The organism is Erythrobacter sp. (assembly GCF_038133525.1).
In the GTDB taxonomy this organism is placed as follows: Bacteria; Pseudomonadota; Alphaproteobacteria; order Sphingomonadales; family Sphingomonadaceae; genus Qipengyuania.
The window spans coordinates 19817-43850 of record NZ_JAYPTL010000003.1 but is presented as its reverse complement, the minus strand read 5'-3'; the positions used below and the strand labels follow the sequence as shown (position 1 = coordinate 43850).

Genomic DNA, 24034 nt, shown 5'->3' with positions numbered 1-24034 from the left:
GGTGCTCTCTGTCAAAACTTTCTTAAACTTAAGATGCCCATAAGGGTTGCGATGGACGCCACCCGCGCCTTGAACGCATTGCGCTGGACACCGCTTCGCTGGCCACGGCTCGGCAGCGGAGGCGCGTCCACGCGCGTAAGACACGTGTTCTGGTCAGCGTTGATTGCCTTCGCGATCCTCATTCCAAGTCTGCTCAATCCAGTCGACCAATTCGCCTGGATGATCCAGTCGAAGCTGGCCAGTCAAACCGCCCCTGCCAACGTCGTATTCCTCAGTTCAGCGGACGATCTCGATGATCCCCGGCTTGGGCATCGCCGCGCCGAACTGGCACAAGCTCTCGAAGAGCTTGAACGCCGGGGGGTCGGTAAGGTCTACCTCGATATCGCATTCGATGAGCCCTCGTCAGCGCAGTATGATGGCGCGCTTGCCCGCGCGATCGCCGATCTTGGCCCCCGCATTGTCCTCGCCGACCAGGTCGAACTCGACGCGAAGGGTCAGGAAGTCGTCTACAGGACAATTCCCGAAATTGCCGGGCACGCAAGCCGGGTAGTCTCGGACAAGCAGGACACGAATTACTTCGGGGTCAAATGGGTCAGTCGCTACACCTATCCCATCGAGGGTCGCGAGATCCCAACCCTGGGAGCGGTGTTGGGTGGTTGGGCCGGCAAGAAGCAAGGCACGTTCCAGATCGATTATGGCTTCCAAAGCCAGGAACTGACCACGCTCTCACTCGATGAACTTCTGGACAGGGGCAACCCGAAATCCAGCAGGATCGATCTTGCGGGCAAGAACGTCGTTATTGGCTATGAACGCCAAGTCTCAGGAACTCGCCTTAGCATTCCGAAGGGCGCCAATGCCCCCGCTAGCTATATCCCAATCCATGCCGGTGAAACTCTCCGCAATGACCGGACTGGCTTTGTCGACGGCCGGATCATGCTGGCCGCCGTTGCCGCCATGCTTACGCTGCTGGTCGTGATCGGCACCAATCGCCGGCGTCGTTGGGTTGGATACGCACTGATTTCGGCCGGGATCCCGGTTGCACTCGCCGTTGCGGCGCGCCTCGGCATCCGCCTTGAGGCTTCCTATGCGATAGGGCTCTGCCTGATTTACGCGATGTTCCGATCGCGCACACGCTGGAAGCACTGGGTCGCCCTGGTCAACCAGGACACCGGTATTCCAACCCTGCGTGCGCTGGAAGCCCGGCTTACCCGCGAAGGCGCGACCTCAGGCCATGTCGTAATCGCCAAGCTGCACAACTACGAGCGCGTTCTGAAGTCGCTGCGCAACGAGGACCGCAACGCGTATCTGATAAAGGTCATCGACAGACTGCGCGCCGCCGATCCCGGACTGGCGATCTATTCTGACGGGCACCACATCGGATGGTACACGCACAGCGACAACACCAAGGCACTGATTGAGCACCTGGAGGGCATGCGCGCCATCTTTGCCGCCCCAGTGTTGGTCAATGCTCACTCCATCGATGTCGATATCACGTTCGGACTTGCCGCGATCGAAGGCGATTCGCAGGGTCGCATCGTCGCTGCGCTGGCTGCCGCTGAGGAAACTTCCGAAGCCCACGAACCCATCAAATTCGCCGAGAGCAGCATCCAGTCGGACTTGCTGTGGGACATATCGCTTCGCGCACGGATCGACGAAGCCATGGAGATGGGCGAGATATACTGCGTCTATCAGCCGAAGATCGAGACCGCGACCGGGCATATGGTCGGGGTAGAAGCACTGGTTCGCTGGCACGATCCAGCCCGTGGCTTCATCAACCCGATGCACTTCATCCAGCAGTGCGAAAAAGCCGGACGCATGGAGCACCTCACACGGTACGTGCTGCAAAGCGCCTGCTCTGCTGGCAAGCTTCTGCACTTCCGCGGACGTACGATCACCATGTCGGTGAATATCTCGGCGACCTTGCTGGGCGACATGCGTATCGTCGGAATCGTCAGAAACATCCTTCAGGCGACGCGGTTCGATCCACGCTTCCTGATGCTGGAAATCACCGAAACTTCGCGCATTGCCGATCTCGGAACCGCGTCGACCATTCTCCACGAACTTCGTGCGCTGGGTTTGCGGATATCGATCGATGACTTCGGTGTCGGCGCAGCGAACTTCGAGACCTTCTATGAACTCCCATTCGACGAATTGAAGATCGACCGACTATTCGTGGCGAACCTAGCCCGCGACGCCAAAGCTCGTGCAATCGTTTCAAGTATCGTTTCGATGGGTCGGGAAGCGCGAATCACTATCGTGGCTGAGGGCGTCGAAACGGCGCAGGACATGGAAATTCTTAACAAAATCGGCTGCGACGAGCTCCAAGGCTACTACTTTTCGCGACCCATCCCGTTATCTAACCTATTGGAATTCAAGGATACAGCCCAGGAGACCCGCGCGGTAAACATGGTTTAGGCTTTACAAACAGATATGGTTAATAGATGGTTACCACTGTATCAACAGGAGGTACCATCATGCGTTGGAACATCTGGCAGTGGCTCTTTGATTGAGAGCTTGCTCAAATCGAACAAAAAGGGCTCCTTCACGGAGCCCTTTTTTTGTCCTGGCTACACTGATGGAATACAGCCCGCCGACTGTTCGAAACCTTGATCTTCTTGGGCATTACCCATCAAATGATTCTCAATCTGGAAACCGAGTTTACCTTCGCCGTCGAACAGGCAACCGACGTGTTGCTCCAGTTCGAGGTGGCCAGGCTCGCGTCTCAGAGAGTCGAGACATCGGAAACCCGCATAAATCCCGCCCCCACCCTAACCCGAGTGATGGCCGAGGCGGGAATCGGTGAACGCATCTGGCTTCCGGCTTCTGGTCAAGTCAGTGTGAGCTATTGTGCCTCAGTAGGTGTCGAACGATCTGCTCCTCCCTTGGTCGAACTTGCCTCGCTTGCTCCACATGAACTTCCCGCTGAGGCGGTGGGCTATCTACTCGATAGTCGATACTGCCCAGCGGAACAGTTCCAGGCACTCGTGGAAACTGAGTTCGGTACGTTTTCCGGCGGCGCTCGCATTGAAGCGATTCGATCCTGGATCGCCTCGAACTTCGCTTACACCCCTGGCAGCTCCGGAACGGAAACAACAGCAGTCGACAGCTTCGTGGCCCGGCGTGGTGTCTGCCGCGACTACACCCATGTCCTGATCTGCCTTGCACGCGCCAGCGCGATACCCGCACGCTACGTGTCCTGCTATGCTCCGGGGGTCGACCCACCCGACTTTCACGCAGTCGCGGAGGTCTTCCTCGCGGACCCGTCGAACAGTGCTTCTGGCACTTGGTACCTTGTCGATGCCACCGACATGGCCGACCCTGGCGAAACAGCCATCATCGGGGTTGGCCGCGATGCCGCCGACGTTAGCTTCCTGACCAGCTTCGGGCACAGCAACTTCGGGACACTCTCGGTTCGCGTGACGAAAGAATAGGAATGCAGCAGTCTGGCCCCAATCTCTTGGGACTGGTAACCGCCGCCAAAGAGAGGGAACGATCATGACCGTAAGGCCATACGCATGAGCTTCACAGCCGATCGCCTGCTGTTATTTGGTGCCACCGGCGACCTTGCCCAGCGAATGCTGCTCCCGTCGCTATGCGCGCTCGACGTCGACGGACTGCTTGCTGAAGATCTGAAGATCGTTGGCACCGCCAGATCCGATCTGACGACCCAGGAGTACCGGAATTTCGCGCGCGAAGCACTGGAGAGGTTTCTGCCAGAGTGTCGTCGCGGCGGAATGGAGCACTTCCTTGGACGGCTGCATTACGTCCCTGTCGATGCGACAACGGTCGAAGGCTATGACGAGCTTGCCCGTGAAGTGGGCGAGTACAAGCAAGGCCTGGCAATCTTTCTTTCGACAGCACCAAGCTTGTTCGAGGCGACAATCTCAGGCTTGCAGCATGCCGGACTGACCGAAGGGAACGTCCGTATTGGGCTCGAAAAGCCGCTCGGAACCGACCTCGCATCATCTTGCGAAATCAACGATGCAGTTGCGCGGGCCTTCCCCGAAGACCGCATTTTCCGGATCGACCACTACCTGGGCAAGGAGACGGTTCAGAACCTCCTCGCGCTGCGCTTTGCCAACTTGTTGTTCGAACCGGTCTGGAACGCGCGCTATATCGACCATGTTCAGATCACCGTGGCGGAGACGGTCGGCCTCGAAAGTCGCGTCGCCTATTACGATGATAGTGGCGCGCTGCGTGACATGGTTCAGAACCACATGCTCCAGCTTCTCGCTCTGGTTGCGATGGAGCCACCCACAAGTTTCGATGCGACTGCCGTGCGCGATGAAAAGGTCAAGGTCCTCAGGGCGTTACGCGCGGTCGCAAAGGACGAGACGGTTACCGGGCAGTATCGCGCAGGTGCCGTAAACGGCACGGCTGTACCTGGCTACGACGAAGAACTGGGCAAGGACAGCGACACCGAGACGTTCGTCGCGATCAAGGCGCACGTCGACAATTGGCGCTGGAAGGGCGTGCCCTTCTACATGCGCACCGGCAAGCGATTGCCCGAGCGTGTGACCGAGATCGTGATCCAGTTCCGCCCGATCCCACACTCGATTTTCGAAAGCCGTGGCGCGACGACCCAGCCCAACCGGTTGGTGATCGGCATCCAGCCAGAAGAGAATATCCAGCTGACCATGATGGCCAAGGTTCCCGGGCTCGATCGCGAAGGCCTACGGCTCCGGCCGGTTCCACTCGACATCGCGATGGATGACGCTTTCTCAGGTGCAGTCCGCAGGATCGCCTACGAGCGGCTATTGCTCGACCTTGTCGAAGGCGACCAGACGTTGTTCGTCCGCCGCGACGAGGTTGAGGCACAGTGGGAATGGATCGATGCCATCCGCCAGCTGTGGTCCGAAAATGATATCAAACCAAAGACCTATGGCGCCGGCAGCTGGGGGCCCAGCGCGGCCATCGCCCTGGCTGAGCGCGGCGGGGTAAGCTGGCACGATGAGTAAGAGCCTGAACGATACAATCCATCGCGTGACGCAACGCGTGATCGAGAATTCGCGCGCCAGCCGTGCGAGCTATCTGGAGTTGACCGAGCGCGAGAGCGAACGGCAGGTCAATCGCGGCACGCTGTCGTGCTCCAACCTCGCCCACGCCTTTGCTGGGGCCGAGGAAGACCAGCAGGCGATCAAGGCCGCGCGTGGGCCGAACCTCGGCATCGTCACCAGCTACAATGACATGCTTTCGGCGCACCAGCCGTATCACCGCTATCCTGAACAGATGAAGATCTGGGCGCGCGAAGTCGGCGCCACCGCGCAGGTAGCGGGCGCGACTCCGGCGATGTGCGATGGTGTGACACAGGGGCAGGACGGCATGGAGCTATCGCTGTTCAGCCGCGACGTCATTGCCCTGTCGACGGTCGTTGCACTCAGCCACGCGATGTATGACGGCGTCGCGCTGCTGGGCATTTGCGACAAGATTGTCCCTGGCCTTCTGATGGGAGCCCTGCGCTTTGGCCATCTCCCCGCGATCTTCATTCCTTCCGGCCCAATGCCGTCAGGCATCGCCAACAAGGAAAAACAGCGAGTTCGCCAGCTATATGCAGAGGGCAAGGTAGGTCGCGACGAACTGCTCGAAAGCGAAAGCGCCAGCTACCATTCGCCGGGCACCTGCACCTTTTACGGCACTGCCAACTCCAACCAGATGATGATGGAGATGATGGGGCTGCATGTGCCGGGTGCCGCCTTCGTCCTGCCGGGCGCGAAGCTGCGGCAGGAACTGACCCGCGCAGCGACACACCGCCTCGTCGGTATGGGCAAGGATGGCGACTACCGCCCCCTCGCCCGCGTCGTTGATGAGAAGGCAATCGTCAACGCGGCAATCGGCCTGCTCGCCACGGGCGGATCGACCAATCATGCGATCCACATTCCTGCGATGGCACGAGCCGCGGGGATCGCATTTGACTGGAATGACCTCGCCGAACTGTCTTCTGCAGTGCCGCTGGTCGCGCGCGTCTATCCCAATGGATCGGGCGACGTGAACCATTTCCATGAGGCAGGCGGCATGGGCTATGTCATCGGCACTCTGCTCGACGAAGGGCTGGCGCACCGCGACATCCTGACCGTGTGGGAAAATGGCTTCGAAGCCTATGCACAGGAGCCAGGGATCGATGGCGACGCCTTGGCATGGCGCGATCCCGGCCCATCGGGCGACATCGAAATGCTCCGGCCGGCTAGCGATCCCTTCCAACCTGACGGCGGTATGCGGCTGGTCGAAGGCAATCTTGGCCGCGCATGCTTCAAGTCGTCCGCGGTCGATCGCGAGCGGTGGACCATCGAGGCTCCCTGCCGCGTCTTCGAGGATCAGCCTTCGGTCAACGAGGCCTTCAAGCGGGGCGAACTAGACAAGGACGTAGTTGTCGTGGTCCGCTTCCAGGGACCACGAGCCAATGGCATGCCCGAACTCCACAAGCTGACCCCTGCCCTCGGCGTCCTGCAGGATCGCGGCTACCGCGTGGCACTGGTCACTGACGGTCGGATGTCGGGCGCGTCAGGCAAGGTCCCGGCGGCTATCCACTGCACACCTGAGGCGCTCGGAGGGGGGCCGTTGGCCAAACTGCGCGATGGCGATATCGTGCGCGTTTGCGCACAGACTGGGACGCTTTCGACCACTGCCGACCTGTCGGCTCGCGAACCAGCCGCAGAGCCTGCTTCGGATATGGGGATGGGCCGCGAACTCTTCGCAATGTTCCGTAACTTCGCCGACGGTGCCGAACGCGGCGCATCGGCGATGCTTGCGAGCGGGGGACTTTGAGCGTGGACCTCGTTTCAGTCGATATCGGCGGGACCCACGCGCGTTTTGCAATTGCCAGTGTGGCAGCCGATGGCTCGATTACACTTGGCGAACCTGAAACGCTTCACACGGTCGATCATGCCAGCTTCCAGACCGCCTGGGAGGATTTTCGTGAGCGCAAGGGCGGGACCCTGCCCCCGCGCGTATCGATGGCAATCGCTGGCCCCGTCGGCGGCGACGTGATCCGGTTCACCAACAATCCGTGGATCATCCGTCCGGCGCTGGTGAAGGAAAAGCTTGGGGTCGAACACTACACCATCGTCAACGATTTCGAGGCCGTTGCGCACGCCGTGGCGCGCGCGGGCGAAGATCAGTTCCTGCACCTGACTGGCCCCAAGGGCCCGCTGCCTGCAACCGGACGGTTGAGCGTACTTGGCCCTGGTACAGGCCTTGGCGTTGCCCATCTCTATCGCGAAGCCGATGGCAGCTACCGCGTTTCAGCCACCGAGGGCGGGCATATCGATTTCGCCCCACTCGATAGCATCGAAGATGCGATCCTCGCCCGACTGCGCAAGCGCCACACTCGAGTCTCGACCGAGCGGGTCGTATCAGGCCCGGCGATCGTCGACATCTATCAGACGCTGGCCGCGATGGAGAACCGCGCGGTGCCCGAGGTCGACGATATCGAGATCTGGACCAAGGGCATGAGCGGCGAAGACAGTCTGGCTGCCGCGGCGGTTGACCGGTTCTGCCTTTCGCTCGGTAGCGTCGCGGGGGACATGGCGCTTGCACATGGCGCCAAGGGCGTCGTGATCGCGGGCGGGCTGGGCTATCGCCTGCGCGACACGCTGCTGCAATCGGGCTTCGCCGAACGCTTTCGTGCAAAGGGTCGCTTCGAGACCATGATGGCTAGCCTTCCGGTCAAACTGATTGTCCTTCCGCAGCCAGGCCTGTTCGGCGCGGCAGCGGCCTATGCTTCCGAACACGGGATCACCTGAGCATGCCTATCGCCGACATCATGCAAACTGCACCAGTTATCCCGGTCATCGTCGTCGACGAAGTCGAGCACGCGGTGCCGCTTGCTCGCGCGCTGGTCGCAGGTGGGTTGCGCGTACTGGAAGTAACGTTGCGCACGCCAGCGGCGCTCGACGCAATTCGCGCGATGAAGCAGGTTGAAGGCGCGATTGTCGGAGCGGGAACCGTGACCAACGCACGCGAGCTCGATGCTGCAATAACGGCGGGCAGCGAGTTCATCGTATCGCCTGGCCTGACCGAACCCCTCGGCAAGGCGGCCAACGAAGCGGGCATTCCCTTCCTCCCCGGGATCGCCAACGCGGATGATATCATGCGCGGGCTCGATCTGGGCCTGACCCACTTCAAGTTCTTCCCCGCGATGGCGGCAGGTGGTTTGCCTGCCCTCAAGGCGCTGGCAGCGCCATTCGGCCAATGCCGGTTCTGCCCTACTGGCGGAATAACCCTGGAGAACGCACCGGAATGGCTCGCTTTCGACCCGGTCCTTTGCGTCGGCGGCAGTTGGGTTGCCCCGCGAGGCCCAGTCGATGAAACAGCTGTTGAAGCCGTCGCGCGCGAGGCATTTCAGCTGAGGAACTGACTACTGCGGCAGTGTTCCGGCACGGTACGCCAAAATGCCTCCGCTGGAATTGCTGCATGTCATGCCGCATAGTCCGGCAATGGAGGCGATTCTCAAGTGGATCGGGGGCGCAACCCTGGCCGTCGGCGCAGGGTTCGTCGCTATTGCTATCGGCGTCCCGAGCATGAGCGAGGTGACGCCTGAGGTGATCGCGCCTGCGCCAAAGCTTGAGCCAATGGGCGCAATCGCTGCCAAGGCAGAATCCGATTTCGAACGACTTTACACCGTGCGACGTATCCTGCCGATCAAGGAGCCAATCAAGTACGGCGACTGGTATTGGGATGACAAAGACGTCCCGCCAGGCCCGCTACTGGTGACCGTCGACCTGCAGGCTCGTGTGATATCGGTGTTTCGGGGAGGCTATGAGATCGGTGCGGCTGCGGTAATGCTGGGCACGGATGAACATCCGACGCCCGTTGGCCATTTCCCGATCCTCTATAAGGATCGGCACAACGTCTCGGAAAAATACGGCAACGCTCCCATGCCATGGAGCTTGTTTCTGACGAACGACGGGGTGGCGATCCACGGTGGTCACCTGGTCGAGAACGGATATGCCAGCCATGGCTGTGTCGGCGTCCCCGATGACCTCGCCAGTCGGCTGTTTGCGATCGCCAAGAAGGGCGACATGGTGGTGATTACCGATGGCCGACAAATCGGCCTGGGCGATAGCATCATCTAGATTTGCGCGGCGGCTCCGGCTCGAAACGCATCATGTCCTGTTGGGGGCTGGCGTCGGCCCCATACATCACGCGGCGACCCAAGACTCCCCCTAGCGATGCGTTCTCTTTCTCGCGCAACCGGTCGACCATCCTGGCAATCTCCGAGCCCCGTAGATCATCGGCTCCCAATTGCCGCAAGATACGCTCGACCACCCCGATCTCGATGATGCGCGGGTGCCCACAAGGGAAGAGACAAGCACCATCTTCCCAGATGAGGGTATCCATTACGCTGGCGACTTGCTGCTCGATAACCTCTTCCGCTTCGGCAAGGTGTCGCGCCGATGCAGCAATGGCCAACGGGTCGATCCAGGGCAGGTCGGCAATAGCCTTGCGCAGGCGAACCCGGTCAAAGCCTTCATCGTCGTTCGAAGGATCCTGGGCAGCACGGAAGCCAGATGCAGCGACGATCGCAGCCAGTTCGTGCCTACGCCAACCGAGCAAGGGCCTGACAAGCGAAAGTTCCTTCGTCGTGCCTTGGGGTTTAAAGACGGACTTTGATCGCACACCGGCGAGCCCTGCCAGGCCGCTGCCTCGATTGAGCCGCATCAGCAGGGTTTCGGCCTGGTCATCAGCGTGGTGCGCTGTCGCGAAGGTCAAGATCCCTTGCGTGGCAAAGTGAACGCTCAGCGCCTCATATCGTGCACGGCGAGCTTCCGCTTGGACATTTCCCTGTGCGACCTGCACCGGGAGGATCGCATGTTCTACATTGATGGCAGCGCAAATTCGCGAGGCCTCACGCGCCTCGTCCGCACTCTCTTTACGCAATCCGTGATCGACCGTGGCTGCATGAATCCGCCCCGGAAAGGCTGCCTGCGCCAGGAGCGTTAAAGCAAGGCTGTCGGGTCCACCGGACAAGGCGATACCCAGATGGGCATCACCTTCCTCTTGGCCCCACAATCGCAGGCAGTCTTGGCGAAACCGCTCGACCAGAAGCGGATCCGGGGTCACCTCAACTGCACTTCACCTTGGCACGATCAGCATCGTACTGGCTCTGGAGGCGACCCGTCGCAAGCGCAGGGTAGGTTTCCGAAAACTCCGCCAGCGCAATGCATGCGCGCTTGGTGTCCTTCAAAGCCAGCATTGCTTCGGCAAGGAAAAGCAGGCTGTCGCCAGCCCGCGCGCCGTTCTTGTCAGCCTGATAGTTCTTGAGGAACCAGGGTGCTGCCTCCTTGGCCTTCCCGTCATCGAGATAGGCGCGGCCAAGCAGGTTGCGCGCATAGCTGATGCGCGAGTGTGTCGGATATTTCTCGACCATCATCGTCAACTGCTGCTGGGCCTCGGGGTAGAACTTGGCGTCCCACAGGCGGAATCCATAGCTGTATTCGTCGTCACCAGCATCGTCGGTCTGCGGCTTGGCAATTGCCTGCACTGCCGCAAGTCGTTCGCTGCTCGGGCCAGCAGTGGTCGCAGGCTTGGCCGGCGAAGTGGCTGCCATGCGCTCGACATTGCTCGACACGGCGCTGCTTGGCGGTGTGAGTGCAGGTTCCGGTGGCGAAACCGCAACCACTTCTGCGGGTGGAGTTTCAAGGATCGCAACTCGCTCGGTCAAGATCCGTAATGTGTTCGAATTCTCTTCCACCTGCGCGGTCTGTCGCTGAATCTGTGCCTCAAGTGCATCAAGGCGCGCCAGGATATCCGTCACTGCGGTTGTCGACGGGGTTACGAGCGTGTTTGCCGTATTTGGCTGAGCGCTAATCTCAGGCTCGAAGAAGCGCCCGTCACCGCCCGGGAAGACCTTGCGTTGCAGCGCACGCACTTCCGCCTCGAGACGGCGAATGCGCATATCTGCGCTTTCTTCCTGTGCGATAGCGGGAACACTTGTGGCCAGTAGCGCGACTATCGCGCCGCCCAGGCCCGCCGTGCGAAGGGTTTGTCCGAAGATCATCGGTGAGGCTCCTCGTGGGATATCCGTAGCTTGAGAAATTGCCCCAGGCCCTCGGTTCTGTCGAGGGTAGGAGGCGGGCTTTTCCCCTTGTGAGGGGGCGAATGGGCGTCACTCCATCAAGTCGCTGGTACAGCAGGCACCACGACTGAGGGGGCGGGAGTCGCTATCGGTGCCGGTGGCCGCGCCAACAAAGCCGTCGCCGCCACTGGAACGTCCGAAACCACCTCATCCTTTTCCGAAAGGCGCGGCACCGGCTTTCCACCAATCGTTATGGCAAAGGCATAGGGCCGACCGGTGCGTATCTGCGGGTCCACGGCATCATCGGGGATCGTATAGGTATCCCCGGCAGCCATGATACCTTCGAAAAGGCGTTCGCCCGCGCCATCATAAAATCGTACCCAAGTACCGTCGATCTCATTGGTAAAGACCACTGGGCCATTCGTGATCGGTTGCGCGACTTGTCGGGATGGGTTTGCAGTTGCCTGGGACGCGGTTGCAGCAGGGACACGCTCGTCATGGAGTGATGCGGGGTCAATTCCTGGAGCAAAGTAGCTTTCATAGAAGGCGTAAATGCCGCCAAGCAGCAGCAATGTCGCAAGCAGAGCGAACCAAGCCAATCTGCGATCAGGCACCCGTGCCGGATCACCCGGCTCGAAGCGCGCCAGCGCGCCATGATCATCTGGATCGCCGGCAGCCAGTTCCTCCCGAACCTGAGCAATGATTTCGTGCTCGTCCAAACCGACAGTTCGCGCGAATGTCCGGCTAAATCCGACAGCATAGGTGCGCGAAGGAAGAGAGGAAAACTTGCCTTGCTCGATCGCCTCCAAATGCCGCTGGGGAATGCGGGTCTCCGCTGCGACCTGCGCTAGCTCCAACCCGGCTTGCTCTCGCGCCTTGCGCAACCGGGTCCCGACGCCATCAGCCCTTGCTTGCGTTTCTTCGGCAGTGACATCTTCTTCCATGGAATTCCCGACTTGCGACCTGGCAGGTGACCCCGCCTCTTGACCGGTTCACCTGAAAGCGAAGAGGGGCGGCACCTGTCAAGCACAGCATATACCATGGAAAAGGCAAACCGGCGAACCGCTTCACAGATGCGACGAAATCAGTCCGCTTCGATCCCGCGCTCGTCCGCCCATGCCTTCAAGGCTTCACGCAAACTGCGTGGCGGGTTCGCCAACCAGGAAGTCATCTGTTGGCTGATCTCATCCAAATCGACCTTGCGCACCAATTCCTTGATCGGGCCGACGGCAGCTGGTGTAATGGACAGTCGGCGATAGCCAATGCCCAACAGCGCCAGCGCCTCGAGCCGGCGCCCACCCATTTCGCCGCAAACACCCAGCCTAACCGGATAGCCTTCCACACCCCGCACAACCCGCTGAAGAAAGCGCAGGATCGCCGGGCTGAGCCAGTCGTAGCGTTCGGCAAGCTTGGGGTTCGCGCGATCGGCTGCGAACAGGAACTGAGTCAGGTCGTTTGTGCCAACCGAAATGAAGGACAGCCGGGGGACCAGCTGTTCGAGCACCTCTGCCAGCGCCGGCACTTCCAGCATGCAGCCATATTCGATAGCCTCAGGCAGCAACCTGCGCCGCCCACGCAGAAAATCGAGCTGCTCCTCGAAGACCTGTTTTGCAGCGTCGAATTCCCATGGTTCGGACACCATTGGGAACATTACCGAAAGCTGCCGGCCGGCCGCAGCTTCCAAAAGCGCACGCGCCTGAGCTTTCAGCAACCCCTCGCGCTCCAGCGACAAACGCAGCGCGCGCCAGCCCATTGCGGGGTTTTCATCCCGTTCGGCCACCTGCGAATTGAGATAAGGCACCGCTTTATCGCCGCCGATGTCGACGGTGCGGAAAATTACCGGCTTGTCGCCAGCAGCATCGAGCACATCGCGATAGAGTCGCATCTGCCGATCGCGTGCAGGCAGGGTGGCGGAAACCAGGAACTGGAACTCCGTACGAAACAGCCCGACTCCGTCCGCGCCGGTCATGGCGAGCGAACTCATGTCGTCGCGCAGGCCGGCGTTCATCATCACGGTTATCCGCGTGCCATCCCTCGTAAACGGCTCCACATCGCGCAGCTCCGCATAGGCGGCCTGGCGTTCACGGTTCTTGGCAAAACGTGCGTCGAAAGCATCGAGCAGAGCCTGCCCAGGGCGCAGGGTTACCAGTCCGCGATCGGCATCGAGCAGGACTTCGTCGCCCTCGCTAACTTTGGACAAGACACCGGTCACGCGCCCGAGCACCGGAATCCCCATGGCCCGCGCCACGATAACGACGTGGGCTGTGAGTGAGCCTTCCTCCAGCACCACACCCTTTAGGCGCCGACGGTCGTATTCCAGCAACTCGGCGGGGCCCAAATTGCGCGCAATAAGGATCGAATCGCGCCGCAATCCTTGGGTCGCGGCAGTGCCCAGTTGGCCGGAGACGATACGCAGCAACCGGTTCGAAAGATCCTCGAGATCGTGCATCCGATCCGCCAGCAGGGGATCGTCAATCTCGCGCATGCGCATGCGGGTGCGCTGTTGGACGCGTTCGATCGCCGCCTCTGCCGTCAGTCCGCTATCGATCGCTTCGTTTATGCGACGGCTCCAGCCCTCGTCATAGGCGAACATCTTGTAGGTCTCGAGCACTTCGACATGCTCGCCACCCTTGCCGAATTCCGGCTCCTTGCCGAGTTGGTCGATCTGCTCGCGCATCTTGTCAAAAGCACGATAGACGCGCTGGCGTTCAGCCTCGATGTCTTCAGCCACCACCTGGTCAATCTCGATCCGTGGCTGGTGGAACACTGCCTGGCCAGTCGCGAGGCCTTTAACGAGGATGAGTCCTTCGATCACCTCAGTCTCGGTATTCGTATTACCGAGGTCTATCGCCTCTACATCGTCGACCAGTTCTTTGTGCGCGATGAGCTCAGACAACACCATCGCCGTGGTCTGTAGCGCCTCGATCTCTACCTCTTCGTAACGCCGCGGATCAGCGTGCTGGACGCAAAGCACACCCACCGCCCGCTCGCGGTAGACGATGGGCACGCCAGCAAATGAATGGAACTTTTCCTCGCCCGTCTCAGGGCGATAGAGGAAGTCCGGGTGCGCCTTGGCCTCGGCCAGGTTGAGCGTTTCGATATTTCGCGCGATAGCCCCCACAAGACCTTCGGACAGACCCATTCGGGTCATGTGAACCGCGTCGGGGTTAAGGCCCTGCGTGGCGTAAAGTTCAAGCGCACCTTCACGCAGCAGGTAAATTGAACAGACTTCGGAGTGGAGGCTTTCGGCGATCGTCTCGACGACGCGGTCAAGCTTGTGCTGGGCATGGGTACGCCCAGCCATGATTTCGTGCAGGCGAGTGAGGATTTGGCGGGCGGAGGCTGCAGCGGACATAGGCCGAGCCTATAGCAAAAATGGGGGTTTGCGGAAGCGGGGCTGGGGGCCCCGCATCCGCTTGTACCCGATCAGCAGCGAGCCAGTTCTTCCTTGATGCGGAGCTTCTGCTTCTTGAGCTGCTGGATCATCGCTACGTCGGGCGCAGGACGCGATTGCTCGACATGCAAGCGGGCCTCGAGGCCGGCATGCTTGGCTTTCAGCGCTTCGACATGGGATGATTGCATAGAGTTGTCTCCTTTGCGGGTTGTTTGCGACCCCAAGAAGCGACTCGTGCCAGTGCGGCACGGGCCGCAGACCCAGTATCAAACCACACTATTGCCGATTTACAAACACCCGATCTTGAGGCCATGCGGTGAAGCGAGATTCGGGAAGGACGGGCGTGAACGAGCAAGAGCTGCGCAAGAGACTGGAGATGCTTCGAACAGAGCATCGCGATCTCGACGTTGCCATCGCCGCGCTAAGCGAAGCGGGGGAGCGCAACGGTTTTGTCGACCAGCTCCAGATCGCGCGCCTGAAGAAGCGAAAGCTCCAGCTCAAGGATCGGATCGCGCTGATCGAAGACACGCTGGTCCCTGATATCATCGCCTGAGCGATGGCGCGTTTCAGTGCGGGACACCGTTCTCCGGACTGCTGGCCACAAGTGTAACAAGAGCGTAATGAAGTCCCATGGCATCGCGCGATATCAGCGAGGAGATCATCGAGGACCTCTATGCAGAGGCCCTGCTTCTCGCGGATGATGCACGCTCTGTTTTCGATCTGCGAATGGGCGGGGAAGCGGAAGAGGCCAGCGATCTCTTGAAGATCGCGCTTTCGATCGAAGGACTGCGCACAACCACGCGGGTGATGCATGTGCTCGCCTGGTTGCTCAACCAGCGCGCTTATTTTTCGGGCGAGCTTAGTGAGAGCCAGTTGCGACGCCACAATGCCCTGCCGGACGAGCGCCTGGCAGATCCTGCCAACTTGGAGTTGCTTGAACCCGAAACGCGAGAGCTGATCCATGAAAGCGAACGGCTTCACGCACGTGTCGCACGGCTCGATCGGGATTGGCGGCAGCAACGGGAAGCCGCCTCCCCACCCGTTCAGGCACTACAAGGTCGAATAGCGCAGGCCTTTGGCCAAAGATAAGCCGATCAAGCGGCCGCGCGAGCGCGGGCGTAGCGCTCCAGCCGGCTCTTTCGCGTTTCTGCGTCCATCTGCGGCGTGAAACAGCGGGTCTTGCCGCGCATTGCCGAAGCCGCGTCGGTCAAGGTGGCGTGTATCCCCGCCCCCACCGATGCAAGCATTGCTGCGCCCAGGGCTGTTGTTTCGACGAAGTCCGGCCTCTCGACTTCCAGGTCAAGGATGTCGGCAAGATCCTGTGCCATCCAGTCATTGGCGCACATCCCCCCATCGATCTTGAGGCGTGACCATGGTGCACCGTCGGCAGCGAAAGCCGTGGCGAGATCATGGGTCTGATGCGCCATCGCTTCAAGCGCAGCACGCGCGATCTGCGCCTTCCCACTGGCGAAGCTGAGACCAGCAATTACGCCACGGGCTTCGGGCTGCCAGTGCGGCGCGCCAAGCCCCGCCAAGGCCGGCACGATGATCACTTCCCCGCTGTCGGGGATCGAGCGGGCAAGCTCTTCGGTTTCCGCTGCTGACCCGATAAGGCCCAGCTGGTCGCGAAGGTACTGTACGAGACTTCCGGCAACGAAACAGGAACCCTCGATCGCGTAAGTTCGCACACCGCTTTCCTGATAGAGCACCGTCCCCAGCAGGCGATTGTCCGAATGCGGGATATCCTGCCCCTTGTTGGTCAGCACGAAGGACCCAGTCCCATAGGTCGCCTTGGTTTCGCCGAACGACAGGCAACCCTGTCCGATGGTAGCTGATTGCTGGTCGCCCACGAGACCGCAGATGGGGATTTCCGTACCAAACCAGTCGGCTTGAGCCACAGCGAGCTTTCCATGCGTGTCGACCACTTTGGGCAACACGGCCCGAGGCACACCGATGAGTTCGCACAGTCCCTCGTCAAACTGCGCTCCATCCAGCGGGAGCAGCAGCGTCCGGCTGGCATTGCTCGCGTCAGTAATGTGGGTACCGCCAGAAAGCTTCCACACCAGCCAGCTTTCAACCGTTCCCATCGCCAGCGTCCCCGACGCGGCGGCGGCGCGAACCTGCGCATTATTGTCGAGAAGCCAGCGCATCTTGGTGCCCGAAAAATAGGGATCAAGCAGCAAGCCGGTCTTGCGCTGCACCGCTTCTTCGTGACCGAAATCCTTTAGCCCGGCACAGAAATCCGCCGTGCGGCGATCCTGCCAAACGAGTGCGCGGGCTAGTGGTCGACTTGTCGAACGATCCCACGCAACTACAGTCTCACGCTGGTTGGTAATGCCGATCGCGGCAATGCTCTGCCCCGCGGCGCCCACCACCTGCCGTGCGCAAGAGAGGGTCTTTTCCCAAATTTCCGTTGCGTCGTGTTCGACCCAGCCCGGCTCGGGATAGTGTTGGGTAATCTCTTCCTGCGCAACTCGCTCGAGCGCACCGTCAGGCGCGAAGATCATTGCCCGCGTGGACGTTGTTCCAGCGTCGAGAACGAGGATTCGGTTGGCCATGGATTCTCCCTGTTATGCGGCGGCGCGTGACATGGGCCAACCGGTACCCCATATGCAAGTGTATGGCAGGCGCTCCCCCCAAACCTTGGCCCACCGGCCAAGCGATGCAACTTGAACCGCTGGTGCGGCGCGTGCTCGCGCCCAACCCCTCCCCCTATACCTACACCGGGACGCAGACCTACATCGTCGGCCTGGGTGACGGTTGTGCGGTGATCGATCCCGGCCCAGATGATCCCGAGCATCTGCTCGCCCTCGATGCAGCGCTCGGTGGCGAACATGTCTGCGCCATCATGTGCACCCACACACACCGCGACCATTCACCCGCGGCAAAGACGCTCGCCGCGCGCACCGGGGCCCCGGTGGTCGGTTGCGCGCCACTTGTACTCGACGACAGCGGCCCGCGCGCCGACGCGGCGTTCGACCGCACCTATGAACCTGATCGGGTGATGGAAGACGGTGAGCAGATGACTGGCCCCGGTTGGACGCTCACCGCGGTCGCAACACCTGGCCACGTCTCCAATCACCTCTGCTTCGCTCTGGAAGAGAGCGGTGCACTGTTTACCGGTGATCACGTGATGGGCTGGTCGACCAGTGTGGTGATCCCACCCGATGGCGACATGAGCGCCTATATGCAGAGCCTCGAAAAGCTCCAGGCGCGGGAACAGGATCGCGTTTACTACCCCGCTCACGGCGAAGCGGTCGAGAAACCGCGCCAGCTGGTGCGCGGAATGATCGGCCACCGCCGCCAGCGCGAAAACCAGATCGTCCGTCTGCTAGCGGAAGGCCCGCATGCCGCAGCCGATTTCATCCCCAAGATGTACAAGGGGCTGGATCCCAAACTGCACAAAGCGGCGGAGATGTCGGTCACTGCCCACTTGATCGATCTTGAGCGACGCGGACTGGCCCGGCGGTCAGACGGTATCTGGCGGACCATTTAAGGGCGCCACGCAATCCCGGCGTGAGTGTCGTTCGTCGTATCGACGGACAGGCGATTCCAGGTCACTGAACGCCACTTCCCCTGATCAGCACAGAGGCGTATTGGCACGCCATTACAAGATTGACGTGGGTCGCGCACAACCGGAGGGATTTATGGCAACGCTAGCCGGCGCCCCCACGCGCCCCGCACACGATATCGCCGAACGGCGATTCTTCTTCATCATGGCACTGGTGATGGCGGCGGTCATCGTCGCCGGGTTTTCGTTAAACCTCGCAATGGGACGTTCGACTTTCGACGTGCCGGTCATCTATCACGTCCACGCCGGCGTGTTCTTCAGCTGGGTGGCCATCTATGTCGCGCAGAACGGCCTGATTTCGGCCAATAACACCGCGTTGCACCGGCGGCTCGGCATCATCGCCTTTCTTTGGGTTCCACTCATGGTGGTGCTTGGCTTCGTCATCATGATCACCAGCCTGCGTCGCACGGGTGGGCCGTTCTTTTTCGACCAGAACGAGTTCTTCATCAGCAACTCGTTGCAACTGGTGCTGTTCGCGACCCTTGTGTTCTCCGCACTGCGTGCCCGCCGATACACCGGATGGCATCGTCGCCTGATGTTCTGCGCGATGGCGATCCTGACCGGTCCGGGCATTGGTCGGATCCTGCCTTTGCCGCTGCTGATACCCAACGCCTGGCGGGCAGTGATCTTCATCCCGCTGATCTTTCCGATCATCGCCATGATGGTTGAAAAGCGGCGCACGGGCAGCATCCATCGAGCATGGTATTGGGGCGTAGGCTCGGTCATCGTCGTGCAGATTGTCTCTGACATCATCGCCTACAGCGCCTTTGGCGTCTCGCTGACCGAGCAGGTACTGGCCGGAACTCCTGGCGCAGAACGCCCGATGGAGGCCTTCCTGCCACCCGGCTTTACCATGTGAGAAGCGCGCAACGGCGCTTGACCGGAACGCACTCGCCTTCGCATCCGTTGTGGCTATAAGCGCCGCAAAAGCATTGCACGGGAAAGAGAATGACCGACCAGACCAAGCCGCTCACCGGGCAGGACCTGCTCGACGAGATCAATCGACTGCGGAAGGAAAAGAACGCGGTCATTCTCGCACACTACTACCAGACAGCGGATATCCAGGATCTGGCGGACTTCGTCGGCGACAGCCTCGAACTGAGCCGCAAAGCGGCGGAAACCGACGCCGACGTCATCGTATTCTGCGGGGTCAAGTTCATGGCCGACACCGCCAAGATCCTCTCGCCGGAGAAGATTGTGGTGCTACCCGACATGGACGCTGGCTGCAGCCTCGAGGATTCCTGCCCGCCCGAAAAGTTCAAGGCGTTCCGTGAGGCGCACCCCGACCACATTGCGCTGACCTACATCAACTGCTCGACCGAGGTGAAGGCGCTGTCCGACGTGATCGTGACCAGCTCTTCCGCCGAGACGATCCTGAGCCAGATCCCCAAAGAGCAGAAGATCATCTTCGGCCCCGACCGGCACCTGGGTGGCTATCTGTCGCGCAAGTTCGGGCGCGAAATGCTGTTGTGGCCGGGCGTTTGCATCGTCCACGAAGCCTTCAGCGAGACTGAGCTGCTCAAGCTCAAGGAGCAATATCCGAACGCCCCCATTGCCGCTCACCCGGAATGCCCGCCGGTGATCATCGACCACGCCGATTACGTCGGGTCGACCAGTGGCATCCTGCAGTTCGCCAAAACCTTCGATGGCGACACGCTGATCGTGGCCACCGAACCGCACATCATCCACCAGATGGAAAAGGCACTGCCAGAGAAGACCTTCATCGGCGCTCCGGGCGCGGACGGGAACTGCAGTTGCAACATCTGCCCCTACATGGCGCTCAACACCATGGAGAAGATCTACGCCTGTCTGCGCGACCTCGAACCGCGGATCGAAATCGAGGAAGGACTGCGCCTTAAGGCCAAGCAAAGCCTCGACCGCATGCTGGAAATGGCCAGCGGCACGATCGGCAAGGGTGATCTAGGTAGGGCCTAATGGCAGCCTTTGAGGTCATGCTGGAAGGCCACAATTTTGCGGGGGACCCAATCGGTGAGCCCGAGAATAGGTTCGGCTTCTTCGCCACTCGTTTTGTCCTGGCCCAAAACGCCGATGAAGCTGGAGAAGCAGCTAAAGAGCTGGTTCGCATGGAATTTGCATCGTCATTCGCTCGGGTGACATCCCCGTGGGACCAACCTCGGCTGACGATCGATTCGATCCGAGAAATTCGCAGCATGCCAGACGGCACCAATGCAGGCGCAAGCTGGTATCTTGCCGACGAAACATAGCAGGAGAGATAAAGAGATGGTCGCACGCCTGGCGCTCGCCGCCGCGCTCGCATTTGGGGGAAGCCCGATCCTCGCGCAGGATACCGACGCGGAGGACCCGTACATCTGGCTCGAGGAGATCAAGGGCGAGCGTGCGCTCGAACAGGTCGATGTCTGGAACGCGGCGACCGAAGAGTTGTTGACCAAGTCTCCCGAATATCCCGTCGCCCGCGCATGGGCGAAACAGATACTCGACGACGACCGGCAGATCGCCATGCCCACGGCGATCTATGGCGACCAAGTCGTCAACCTTTGGCGTGACTCTGCCAATCCCCGCGGGTTGTGGCGGATCGCATCGCTCGACAGCTACCTTACTGGCGAGCCGGAATGGCGGGTGCTGATTGACGTCGATCAGCTGGGCAAGGACGAAGGGCAGAGCTGGGTCTGGCACGGGGCAAACTGCCTCGCACCGGAGTATCGCCGCTGCCTCGTCTCACTGAGCCCGGGCGGGACCGATGCCGATGTCGTGCGTGAGTTCGACCTTGCGACAGGCGAGTTCATCGAAGGCGGTTTCACCCTCCCCGAGGCGAAGTCGAACGTCGACTGGTTCGACGAAGATACGCTGTTCGTCGGCACCGACGAGGGTCCGGGCAGCCTCACCGAATCAGGTTATCCCCGCCTTGTGAAGCTGTGGAAGCGCGGCACCGAATTCACACAGGCAGAGCTGATCGCTGAAGGGGAAGAGAGCGACATCAGCCTGAACGGTTTCTCGGTCCTCGATGGCGATACGCGCTGGCACTTCATTCGCCGGGGCGTGACCTTCTGGACCGATAGCTACGCGCTGGTCCGCGATGACGGATCGTCCGTTGCCCTGCCCCTCCCCGAAGATGCGGAATATGAGGCGGTCCTGGCTGGCCGGGTAATTGCGAAACTCAATTCCCCGCTCGCTCTGCCCGGGGGAGAGATCGAAGCCGGCGCCCTGGTTGCATGGTCGCTGGATGATGCCGTCGCCGGCCGCGAGGTGACCCCTGAGGTGGTCTTCCGACCCACCGCGTCGCAGGCGATCGAGGAAGTCGACAATTCGGAAGCCAAGCTATGGGTAAAGGTGCTCGACGATGTCTCGGGCAAGCTGCTCGAGCTGACACCCGGCCCCGACGGCTGGAGCAGTCGCGCGATGGACCTGCCGGTCAACAGCACGATCCAGCTCGCCACGACCAGCGGCAAGGGTGACACAGCTTTCGTCACAGTCGAGAGCATGCTGACCCCACCAACCCTCTATGCAGTGTCTGCCGAGGGAGAGGCACGCGTGGTCGCCAGCCAGCCCGCGCAGTTCGACGCCAGCAAATTCGCGGTTGAGCAGCGCTTCGCCACCTCGAAAGATGGCACGCGCGTTCCCTATTACATTGTCCGGCCCAAGGGCACCGCAGGTCCACTGCCGACGCTGATCCACGCCTATGGCGGCTTCCGTAGCGCACAGACGCCGAAGTACCTCACCGCCGAACCCTACCGCAGCGGCCCGCTGGCGCTGCTCTGGCTGGAAAGCGGCAATGCCTACGTCCTCGCCAATATCCGCGGCGGGGGCGAATACGGACCAAGCTGGCATGAGGACGCGCTGCGCGAGAAGCGCATCAATGCCTTCGACGATTTCAATGCGGTGGCCGACGACCTTGTGAAGGAACGGCTCGCTGAACCGGGCCGCATCGCTGCATCGGGCCGTTCGAACGGCGGTGTGCTGGTCGGTGCGGTGGCGAACCTGCGTCCTGATCTCTATGGCGCGGTCATCTCGGGCAGTCCACTCGACGACATGCGGCGCTACAACAAGTTGCTCGCCGGGGCTTCATGGATCGCCGAATATGGCAATCCAGATGTGCCTGAAGATTGGGACTTCATGCGCACCTGGTCTCCGTATCAGAACCTCGAGGCGGTGAGTGACTATCCAGCGGTGTTCTACTATCTCTCAACGCTCGACGATCGGGTCCACCCGGGCCACGCGCGCAAGATGGCGGCGAAACACGAGGCGCTGGGTCAGACGGTCTACTATCACGAGTACAAGGAGGGCGGCCATTCGGTCGGCGCCGATCACGAGGAAGACGCCAAGCGTGCAGCGCTACTACTCGCCTTCCTGAACCGTGAGATCGGCAGCGGAAAGGAATAGCCTACCGTCGGCGCGGTGCCGCTGAGCGCGGTTCTGCCAGCTTCGCGATCAGCAGCGCTGCGGCCACCAGGCCCATGCCGAGGACGTCCGCAGGCGCCAGTGTCTCGCGGAAAGCCAGCCAGCCGACCAGCGCGGCAAGCGCGGGTTGGCTCAGCAGCGCAAGACCGATGATCAATGGGGGGAAGTGCCGCAAAGAATAGACGATCAGTGCCTGGCCGACGAGTTGCCCTGTCGTGGCCATGGCAACGACGGGCAGCCAGCCAGCCGTACTAGGCAAGACTGGCTCTCCCGCGGCCAGCGCGATTAGCAACAGCACAGGTGCACCTGCGATGCTGACCAGCGACAGGACGGTCCACTGTCCCAGCCCCTGGCGGGCTTTCTGCGCTGGGATCAAATACAACACGTAAAATGCACCCGCCGTGAGGCAAAGCAGGTCCCCGAGCAACGTTTCTGCCGAAATCTCGAAGCTGCGCCCCAATAGGATCGCCCCCCCGGCAAGGGCGGCGACAATCGCCGCCGCTTCGTTTGCGTGGGGTGCCCGCCGCAACTGGAAGAGGCCCCAGATCATCAGGAACAGGCTGCCCGAATTGGCCAGCAATACCGAGTTGCCGAGGCGCGTCAGGTGAATGCCGATGTGCCAGGCAACAAGGTCAAGCGCGAAAGCGATGCCTGCAAAAGCGATCCAGAAAACGCGCCTACGATCGAGGCGCTGCTCGCCTGACTCGCGTCGCGCCAACAGCAGCAGGATCGGCAGTGGCAGCAATAGTCGCCAGAAACCCAGCGAAACCGGTCCCGTGTCGGCCAGTCGCACGAACCACGGCCCGATCGCCAGCGCGGCGTTGCCACCCAGCAGCGCGGCAAAGTGCCATGCGCTGGGCTGAAAGCCATTCTTGTCCATTGCCCCGGTTGCGCTGCCCATGACTGGCACCTAGCTCAATGCACCAGACGCGCCAGCAAAAAGGATCTGCCCGCATGCACGAGCCACTTTTCCAGCCTTTGAAAATGGGTGCCCTCGAAGCGAAGAACCGCATCTTCATGGCCCCACTCACCCGTGGCCGCTCGGACCAACCCGGTTCGATCCCGAATGAGATGATGGCCACCTACTACCGCCAGCGCGCCAGTGCCGGGCTGATCATCTCCGAAGCCACCGGCATCAGCGTCGAAGGCTCGGGTTGGCCGGCCGCTCCGGGCATCTGGAGCGAAGAACAGGTCAAAGGTTGGAAGCTGACCACCGATGCGGTCCACGCCGAAGGCGGACTGATCGTCATGCAGCTTTGGCATATGGGCCGCCTGGTCCACCCGATCTTCCTGGGTGGTCAGCCCCCTGTTTCCGCCAGTGCGACCACTGCCCCCGACCACGCGCATACCCCTGAGGGTCGCAAGCCGTACGAACAGGCCCGCGAGCTGTCAGTCGAAGAAATCGCCCGCGTGGTCGAGGACTATCGCCATGCCGCGGAAAACGCCAAGAAGGCCGGCTTCGACGGTGTGCAATTGCACGGCGCTAACGGTTACCTCGTCGACCAGTTCCTCCGCGACAAGACCAATCTGCGCACCGACGAATATGGTGGCTCACCAGAAAATCGCACGCGTTTCCTGCGTGAAGTTCTGACCGCACTGGTCGACGTCTGGGGCGCGGACCGGGTTGGCGTACGCCTTTCGCCCAACGGCGAAACGCAGGGTTGCGACGATAGCGATC

Annotated in this window: 22 protein-coding genes; 15 read left to right on the top strand and 7 right to left on the bottom strand. The window is 61.2% G+C overall.

The window, feature by feature from the left end; all coding sequences use genetic code 11:
* Positions 1 to 33 precede the first annotated feature (33 nt).
* The 7 genes from AAFM29_RS01435 to AAFM29_RS01405 all read left to right on the top strand — a co-directional run bounded on the left by AAFM29_RS01435 (position 34) and on the right by AAFM29_RS01405 (position 9071).
* Positions 34 to 2415: an EAL domain-containing protein gene (locus AAFM29_RS01435; protein WP_341711036.1), complete on the top strand. Its 2382-nt coding sequence runs from the start codon at positions 34 to 36 to the stop codon at positions 2413 to 2415.
* A 218-nt stretch (positions 2416 to 2633) separates the two neighbouring features.
* A complete protein-coding gene (locus AAFM29_RS01430; protein ID WP_341711035.1) occupies positions 2634 to 3431 on the top strand; it encodes a transglutaminase family protein in 798 nt (265 codons plus the stop codon).
* Positions 3432 to 3515: 84 nt separating this feature from the next.
* Positions 3516 to 4958 (top strand): glucose-6-phosphate dehydrogenase, encoded by a 1443-nt coding sequence (zwf, locus tag AAFM29_RS01425; RefSeq protein WP_341711034.1) that lies wholly within the window; start codon positions 3516 to 3518, stop codon positions 4956 to 4958.
* Complete coding sequence (gene edd, locus AAFM29_RS01420) at positions 4951 to 6762, top strand: phosphogluconate dehydratase (protein ID WP_341711033.1); 1812 nt, start codon at positions 4951 to 4953, stop codon at positions 6760 to 6762. Before zwf ends, edd begins: the two co-directional genes overlap by 8 nt.
* Before the next feature lie 2 nt (positions 6763 to 6764).
* On the top strand, positions 6765 to 7739 hold the full coding sequence (gene glk, locus AAFM29_RS01415; RefSeq protein ID WP_371830702.1) for a glucokinase: 975 nt from the start codon (positions 6765 to 6767) through the stop codon (positions 7737 to 7739).
* A 2-nt stretch (positions 7740 to 7741) separates the two neighbouring features.
* A complete protein-coding gene (eda, locus tag AAFM29_RS01410; RefSeq protein WP_341711031.1) occupies positions 7742 to 8353 on the top strand; it encodes a bifunctional 4-hydroxy-2-oxoglutarate aldolase/2-dehydro-3-deoxy-phosphogluconate aldolase in 612 nt (203 codons plus the stop codon).
* A 34-nt stretch (positions 8354 to 8387) separates the two neighbouring features.
* Positions 8388 to 9071: a L,D-transpeptidase family protein gene (locus AAFM29_RS01405; RefSeq protein ID WP_341711030.1), complete on the top strand. Its 684-nt coding sequence runs from the start codon at positions 8388 to 8390 to the stop codon at positions 9069 to 9071.
* Here the strand turns inward: AAFM29_RS01405 and tilS are convergent.
* From tilS to AAFM29_RS01380, 5 genes are all read right to left on the bottom strand, one after another.
* The gene (tilS, locus tag AAFM29_RS01400) at positions 9064 to 10059 is read right to left on the bottom strand and encodes a tRNA lysidine(34) synthetase TilS (RefSeq protein ID WP_341711029.1); all 996 of its coding nucleotides are present in this window, start codon (positions 10057 to 10059) and stop codon (positions 9064 to 9066) included. The genes AAFM29_RS01405 and tilS overlap by 8 nt on opposite strands.
* 1 nt (position 10060) lies before the next feature.
* Positions 10061 to 10996, bottom strand: a complete 936-nt coding sequence (locus AAFM29_RS01395; RefSeq protein WP_341711028.1) for a hypothetical protein — start codon at positions 10994 to 10996, stop codon at positions 10061 to 10063.
* A 116-nt stretch (positions 10997 to 11112) separates the two neighbouring features.
* The gene (locus tag AAFM29_RS01390; RefSeq protein WP_341711027.1) at positions 11113 to 11958 is read right to left on the bottom strand and encodes a helix-turn-helix domain-containing protein; all 846 of its coding nucleotides are present in this window, start codon (positions 11956 to 11958) and stop codon (positions 11113 to 11115) included.
* A 140-nt stretch (positions 11959 to 12098) separates the two neighbouring features.
* Entirely contained in the window at positions 12099 to 14369 is a 2271-nt protein-coding gene (gene ptsP / locus AAFM29_RS01385) for a phosphoenolpyruvate--protein phosphotransferase (RefSeq protein WP_341711026.1), read from the bottom strand.
* A gap of 71 nt (positions 14370 to 14440) precedes the next feature.
* A complete protein-coding gene (locus tag AAFM29_RS01380) occupies positions 14441 to 14596 on the bottom strand; it encodes a YdcH family protein (RefSeq protein WP_341711025.1) in 156 nt (51 codons plus the stop codon).
* A gap of 155 nt (positions 14597 to 14751) precedes the next feature.
* On the opposite strand from AAFM29_RS01380, the gene AAFM29_RS01375 reads away from it, so the two are divergent.
* Both AAFM29_RS01375 and AAFM29_RS01370 read left to right on the top strand, forming a co-directional pair.
* Positions 14752 to 14961: a YdcH family protein gene (locus AAFM29_RS01375; protein ID WP_173215112.1), complete on the top strand. Its 210-nt coding sequence runs from the start codon at positions 14752 to 14754 to the stop codon at positions 14959 to 14961.
* A gap of 77 nt (positions 14962 to 15038) precedes the next feature.
* The gene (locus tag AAFM29_RS01370; RefSeq protein ID WP_341711024.1) at positions 15039 to 15497 is read left to right on the top strand and encodes a DUF1465 family protein; all 459 of its coding nucleotides are present in this window, start codon (positions 15039 to 15041) and stop codon (positions 15495 to 15497) included.
* Positions 15498 to 15502: 5 nt separating this feature from the next.
* Here AAFM29_RS01370 and AAFM29_RS01365 read toward each other — a convergent pair whose 3' ends face one another.
* Positions 15503 to 16966, bottom strand: coding sequence for a glycerol kinase (locus AAFM29_RS01365; protein WP_341711023.1), 1464 nt, complete (start codon positions 16964 to 16966; stop codon positions 15503 to 15505).
* Positions 16967 to 17028: 62 nt separating this feature from the next.
* On the opposite strand from AAFM29_RS01365, the gene AAFM29_RS01360 reads away from it, so the two are divergent.
* From AAFM29_RS01360 to AAFM29_RS01340, 5 genes are all read left to right on the top strand, one after another.
* Positions 17029 to 17904 (top strand): MBL fold metallo-hydrolase, encoded by an 876-nt coding sequence (locus AAFM29_RS01360; RefSeq protein WP_341711022.1) that lies wholly within the window; start codon positions 17029 to 17031, stop codon positions 17902 to 17904.
* Positions 17905 to 18055: 151 nt separating this feature from the next.
* Positions 18056 to 18838, top strand: a complete 783-nt coding sequence (locus AAFM29_RS01355) for a hypothetical protein (protein WP_341711021.1) — start codon at positions 18056 to 18058, stop codon at positions 18836 to 18838.
* A gap of 89 nt (positions 18839 to 18927) precedes the next feature.
* Positions 18928 to 19914 carry a quinolinate synthase NadA gene (gene nadA / locus AAFM29_RS01350; protein WP_341711020.1) on the top strand — a complete coding sequence of 329 codons (987 nt, stop codon included), beginning with the start codon at positions 18928 to 18930 and terminating at the stop codon, positions 19912 to 19914.
* A complete protein-coding gene (locus tag AAFM29_RS01345; protein WP_341711019.1) occupies positions 19914 to 20204 on the top strand; it encodes a hypothetical protein in 291 nt (96 codons plus the stop codon). Before nadA ends, AAFM29_RS01345 begins: the two co-directional genes overlap by 1 nt.
* A gap of 16 nt (positions 20205 to 20220) precedes the next feature.
* Positions 20221 to 22338, top strand: a complete 2118-nt coding sequence (locus tag AAFM29_RS01340) for a prolyl oligopeptidase family serine peptidase (RefSeq protein ID WP_341711018.1) — start codon at positions 20221 to 20223, stop codon at positions 22336 to 22338.
* Position 22339: 1 nt separating this feature from the next.
* On the opposite strand, the gene AAFM29_RS01335 is transcribed toward AAFM29_RS01340, so the two are convergent.
* Positions 22340 to 23257: a DMT family transporter gene (locus AAFM29_RS01335; RefSeq protein WP_341711017.1), complete on the bottom strand. Its 918-nt coding sequence runs from the start codon at positions 23255 to 23257 to the stop codon at positions 22340 to 22342.
* Positions 23258 to 23310: 53 nt separating this feature from the next.
* On the opposite strand from AAFM29_RS01335, the gene AAFM29_RS01330 reads away from it, so the two are divergent.
* Positions 23311 to 24034, top strand: a 724-nt coding sequence (locus AAFM29_RS01330; RefSeq protein ID WP_341711016.1) for an alkene reductase, incomplete at its 3' end; no start/stop codon positions are given.

Bases quoted from the DNA above. Each gene is read 5' to 3' on its own strand.
- AAFM29_RS01435 (WP_341711036.1), top strand. From the start codon at position 34: ATGCCCATAAGGGTTGCGATGGACGCCACCCGCGCCTTGAACGCATTG.
- AAFM29_RS01430 (WP_341711035.1), top strand. From the start codon at position 2,634: ATGATTCTCAATCTGGAAACCGAGTTTACCTTCGCCGTCGAACAGGCA.
- zwf (WP_341711034.1), top strand. From the start codon at position 3,516: ATGAGCTTCACAGCCGATCGCCTGCTGTTATTTGGTGCCACCGGCGAC.
- edd (WP_341711033.1), top strand. From the start codon at position 4,951: ATGAGTAAGAGCCTGAACGATACAATCCATCGCGTGACGCAACGCGTG.
- eda (WP_341711031.1), top strand. From the start codon at position 7,742: ATGCCTATCGCCGACATCATGCAAACTGCACCAGTTATCCCGGTCATC.
- AAFM29_RS01405 (WP_341711030.1), top strand. From the start codon at position 8,388: ATGCCTCCGCTGGAATTGCTGCATGTCATGCCGCATAGTCCGGCAATG.
- AAFM29_RS01395 (WP_341711028.1), bottom strand. From the start codon at position 10,996: ATGATCTTCGGACAAACCCTTCGCACGGCGGGCCTGGGCGGCGCGATA.
- AAFM29_RS01390 (WP_341711027.1), bottom strand. From the start codon at position 11,958: ATGGAAGAAGATGTCACTGCCGAAGAAACGCAAGCAAGGGCTGATGGC.
- ptsP (WP_341711026.1), bottom strand. From the start codon at position 14,369: ATGTCCGCTGCAGCCTCCGCCCGCCAAATCCTCACTCGCCTGCACGAA.
- AAFM29_RS01380 (WP_341711025.1), bottom strand. From the start codon at position 14,596: ATGCAATCATCCCATGTCGAAGCGCTGAAAGCCAAGCATGCCGGCCTC.
- AAFM29_RS01370 (WP_341711024.1), top strand. From the start codon at position 15,039: ATGGCATCGCGCGATATCAGCGAGGAGATCATCGAGGACCTCTATGCA.
- AAFM29_RS01365 (WP_341711023.1), bottom strand. From the start codon at position 16,966: ATGGCCAACCGAATCCTCGTTCTCGACGCTGGAACAACGTCCACGCGG.
- AAFM29_RS01360 (WP_341711022.1), top strand. From the start codon at position 17,029: ATGGCAGGCGCTCCCCCCAAACCTTGGCCCACCGGCCAAGCGATGCAA.
- AAFM29_RS01355 (WP_341711021.1), top strand. From the start codon at position 18,056: ATGGCAACGCTAGCCGGCGCCCCCACGCGCCCCGCACACGATATCGCC.
- nadA (WP_341711020.1), top strand. From the start codon at position 18,928: ATGACCGACCAGACCAAGCCGCTCACCGGGCAGGACCTGCTCGACGAG.
- AAFM29_RS01345 (WP_341711019.1), top strand. From the start codon at position 19,914: ATGGCAGCCTTTGAGGTCATGCTGGAAGGCCACAATTTTGCGGGGGAC.
- AAFM29_RS01340 (WP_341711018.1), top strand. From the start codon at position 20,221: ATGGTCGCACGCCTGGCGCTCGCCGCCGCGCTCGCATTTGGGGGAAGC.
- AAFM29_RS01335 (WP_341711017.1), bottom strand. From the start codon at position 23,257: ATGGGCAGCGCAACCGGGGCAATGGACAAGAATGGCTTTCAGCCCAGC.